We start from the raw sequence: 3,771 nt of genomic DNA, 5'->3' as shown, positions 1-3,771 counted from the left end.
CGCTCGGGGTGACAGCCGTGACTCACCGACCAGCGATAGTCAGTACTAGGCAGCTTGACGTTGGCAGGTTGGCCGCCTGATTGACTCCATCGAGTCCGCGCCGGCACATTGCGTCACATGTCCCTTTCCCTTCTCCTCACCGGCGATTCGATCCTGCAGCGCCGGTTGAACAGCCGCGATGACGCCGAGCTCAGGCCATTGTTCGACAAGGTGCGCTCAGCCGACGTCGCCTTTACCAATCTCGAGGTGCTGGCCAACGATTATCGCGGCGATCCCGCCCTGGAGAGCGGCGGCTCGCACTTCGGCGCGCCTGCCTGGGTGCTGGATGAGCTGGCCGCGGCCGGCTTCGACCTCTTCGCCGCCGCCACCAACCATGCGCTCGATTATTCGATTTCAGGCCTTGTGCATACGATCGAGGCGCTGGAGATGCGCGGGCTTTCCTTCGCGGGCATCGGCCGCAATCTCGAGGATGCACGCCGGCCCTGCTATCACACCTCGCCCGCCGGCACCGTGGCGATGATCTCCTGCTGCTCGACCTTCGCCAAAGGCAACGAGGCGGGTGCACAGCGGCCCGACCTGCCGGGACGCCCCGGACTCAATCCCCTGCACGTCGACACGGTGCACGAAGTCACCGAGCAGCAGCTCGCGGTGCTGCGCGAGGTCGCCCAGCAGCTCGGCCTCGAGGACGACCGCCAGCAGAAGATCAAATCGGGCTTCGCCTTCCCGCTCGCCGACCCGGCGCTGTTCCCGTTGGGCGACCTGAAGTTCAAGTCGGCCAACCGGGCGCAGGTGCGCACGACGCCCAGGCCCGCGGACGTCGCCGCCATGGTGCGCTGGATCGAGGAGGCGCGCGGCCTCGCCGACCTCGTGCTGGTGAGCCTGCATTCGCACGAGCAGCTCGGCAGCAAAGAGGTGCCGGCCGAGTTCATCGGCGCCTTCGCCCGCGAGATGATCGACGCCGGCGCCGATCTCGTGGTCGGCCACGGCCCGCACCTGCTGCGCGGGCTGGAACTCTACAAGGGCAAGCCGATCTTCTACAGCCTGGGCAACTTCCTCGGGCAGAACGAGCTGGTGCCCAAGATCCCGGCCGACGGCTACGAGCGCTTCCGCGCCGAGCCCGACCTGAAGCCGGGGCAGGTCTATCAAAAGCGCGTGCAGGGCGACAAGGCAGGCTTCCCGGCCGACCGCCGCTACTGGGAATCGATCGTGCCCACGCTCGCCTACGAAGGCGGCGCGGACGGGCGACTGACCTTGCGCTCGATCGAGCTGACGCCGATCTCGCTCGGCTGGAAGGACGCCCGCCATCGTCGCGGCCGTCCCCGCCTCGCCGAGGCAGTGGAGGGACGCACCATCCTCGACCGCTTCGCCGCGCTCTCGCGGCCGTTCGGCACCGAGCTCGGCAACGAGGCGCGATCGGTCAGGCTGGCCTAGGTATTATCCGCACTTTTCGGGATGGACGGTCTCCACGAGCTTGCCGCCGCGCAGACTGATGGTCTTCGCTGACCGGGCCTTCTTGCCGGCAGGATTTTCACAGCCGTCCCAGTAGACCTCGGAAATGGACTGAGCGACACGCGTCGTGCCGCTTGCTTCAAGCTTGACGGCATCCACCGCCATGATGAGCTGGCCCATGTTGTAGCCACTGCCCTCGAGCAGCACTTCGCTGGCGTTGTCGCCGTCCATATCGACCGCGCCGACCAGCCTGGCATACTGCCGCTCGGCCGGTAGGACGTAGGTGCCGACGACGTCCTTCCCCTTCAGGGCCACGATCACCTGGGCGGCCGCCTTCGGGAAGGGCTCGGCAGCGATCGGCGGTTTCTCAGACAGCAGGAAGAAATCCACGTCCCCCGCCTTGGCCGACTTGCCTTTGGCCTGGCCCAGCACGACGCGGTTCTTGCCGAGGGCCTTTACCGCGTCGGATGGCGTCGCTGCCAGCGCCGAGGTGACCCTCGTCTTGTCCGCTGCGGCAACGGCGGGCGCGGCGTCGCGGAACCCCCGTTTCGTGTAGTCGAGGACGACGCCATCCTGTGCCTGAGCGAGGCCGGAGGCGGCGGACAGGAGTGCGAAAGCAGCAACGGCGCAGCTGACATTCTTCATCATCCACTCTCCTTCGTGGTCTCAGTGCCGCAATGGGGGAAGATTTGTCGCGATCAGAAACAGCCACGCCGCGACCGCGCCGATCCAGAGCACGACGACGTACCAGAGGTTCCGCTGCGCCCGGGTAACGCCGCGCCCGGCCAGGGCGTGGTCGATGACGCCGGCCGGTATGAAACTGAAGGACCAGACGAGACCGGCGCCGACGATCAGGGGCCACACCGAATCCGGACGCCACGTCGACAAGGGCGGGTAGGCGTTCCCGACCACGGGATAGGCCGCGTAATAAAGTACGTATCCCAGCAGGCCGAAGCTCAGAAAACTCAGCAAAAAAGCTGCGGCAAAGCCCGCCAAGGACCACTTCAATGACCAGATATAGCGCAATGCCGCCACGCCTCCGCTCTCCCCAAACTCGCCTCCGGGCAGGAAGCAAAACGCAGAACGAACGAATTCGTTTCACGCAACCGTGAGTTAGCGCGAATGCACTTACATTCCAGGGCGTTAGACGCCGCGGCGCTATAATCGGGCGACGATCGCGGCCTCGGTCTCGGGGTCGAAGAAGTGCAGCCGGCCGGGCTGCACCGACAGGCGCACCTGATCGCCGGCCGCGACCTGGGTCTCGGGCGGCACACGAGCGACGGTAACGCGGGCCTCGCCGACCCGCGTCTCGAGCAGGATTTCCGAGCCGAGCTGCTCGACCACCTCGACCTTGGCGGGGAAGCTGCGGCTCACGGGGCCGTCGCCGCCCAGTCCGAGGTGCTCGGGCCTGAGGCCCATGATCACTGGCCGGCCCTGCCAAGCCTCCAGCGCGCGCACGCTCGGCTCATTGATGGCGAGTTTCACGGCCGGTGACTGGGCGACCAGCGTATCGCCTTCCTTGCGGATAGAGACGTCGAGGAAATTCATTGCCGGCGCGCCGATGAAGCCGGCGACGAACTTGTTGACCGGCTGGCCGTAGACGGACAGCGGCGTGCCGGCCTGCTGGACCTCCCCGTCGCGCATGATCACGACGCGGTCGCCCAATGTCATGGCCTCGACCTGGTCGTGGGTCACGAACACCGAGGTGGTCGGCATCTGGCTGTGCAGGCGCTTGATCTCGATGCGCATCTGGGCGCGCAGCTTGGCGTCGAGGTTGCTGAGCGGCTCGTCGAACAGGAAGACCAGCGGATTGCGCACGATGCAGCGGCCGAGCGCCACGCGCTGCTGCTGGCCGCCCGAGAGCTGGCGCGGCCGGCGCTTCAGGAGCTCGTGCAGGCCCAGCATCTCGGCGGCGCGGTCGATGGCGGCCTTGATTTCGCTTTCCGGCACCTTCTTGTTGCGCAGGCCGAAGGCGAGATTGTCGTAGACGCTCATGTGCTGATAGAGCGCGTAGTTCTGGAACACCATGGCGACGTCGCGGTCGCGCGGCGGCAGGTTGTTGACGACGCGATCGCCGATCCTGATCTCACCGCTCGAGATGTCCTCCAGCCCCGCGATCATGCGCAAGGTCGTCGACTTGCCGCAGCCCGACGGACCGACCAGGGCGACGAATTCCTTGTCGGCGATCGTGAGGTCGACGTCCTTCACCGCGTGATGCAGCGAGCCGTAGTGCTTGTTGAGTTTATTGAGGGTAATCGACGCCATTTAACTCTCATGGATTTTCCGGACCGCGCGCTTCCAGCGCGCCCATGATCATGAGCG

Annotated in this window: 4 protein-coding genes; 1 reads left to right on the top strand and 3 read right to left on the bottom strand. The window is 66.2% G+C overall.

Annotated elements, in window-relative coordinates; all coding sequences use genetic code 11:
• Nucleotides 1–117: 117 nt before the first annotated feature.
• Nucleotides 118–1,431, top strand: a complete 1,314-nt coding sequence (locus tag RSO01_RS46215; protein ID WP_147157380.1) for a CapA family protein — start codon at nt 118–120, stop codon at nt 1,429–1,431.
• 3 nt (nt 1,432–1,434) lie between these two features.
• Here RSO01_RS46215 and RSO01_RS46210 read toward each other — a convergent pair whose 3' ends face one another.
• The 3 genes from RSO01_RS46210 to RSO01_RS46200 form a co-directional block, all read right to left on the bottom strand.
• Nucleotides 1,435–2,097, bottom strand: a complete 663-nt coding sequence (locus tag RSO01_RS46210) for a hypothetical protein (RefSeq protein WP_147157379.1) — start codon at nt 2,095–2,097, stop codon at nt 1,435–1,437.
• Nucleotides 2,098–2,115: 18 nt separating this feature from the next.
• The gene (locus RSO01_RS46205) at nt 2,116–2,484 is read right to left on the bottom strand and encodes a hypothetical protein (RefSeq protein WP_147157378.1); all 369 of its coding nucleotides are present in this window, start codon (nt 2,482–2,484) and stop codon (nt 2,116–2,118) included.
• Between the two features lie 123 nt (nt 2,485–2,607).
• Nucleotides 2,608–3,714 carry an ABC transporter ATP-binding protein gene (locus RSO01_RS46200; protein ID WP_147157377.1) on the bottom strand — a complete coding sequence of 369 codons (1,107 nt, stop codon included), beginning with the start codon at nt 3,712–3,714 and terminating at the stop codon, nt 2,608–2,610.
• Nucleotides 3,715–3,771 lie beyond the last annotated feature (57 nt).

The organism is Reyranella soli (assembly GCF_007992495.1).
Classification (GTDB): Bacteria; Pseudomonadota; Alphaproteobacteria; order Reyranellales; family Reyranellaceae; genus Reyranella; species Reyranella soli.
This window is presented reverse-complemented; position numbering and strand designations above follow the sequence as displayed.

Coding starts and splice junctions, on each gene's coding strand:
- RSO01_RS46215 (WP_147157380.1), top strand. CDS start 118: ATGTCCCTTTCCCTTCTCCTCACCGGCGATTCGATCCTGCAGCGCCGG.
- RSO01_RS46200 (WP_147157377.1), bottom strand. CDS start 3,714: ATGGCGTCGATTACCCTCAATAAACTCAACAAGCACTACGGCTCGCTG.
- RSO01_RS46210 (WP_147157379.1), bottom strand. CDS start 2,097: ATGATGAAGAATGTCAGCTGCGCCGTTGCTGCTTTCGCACTCCTGTCC.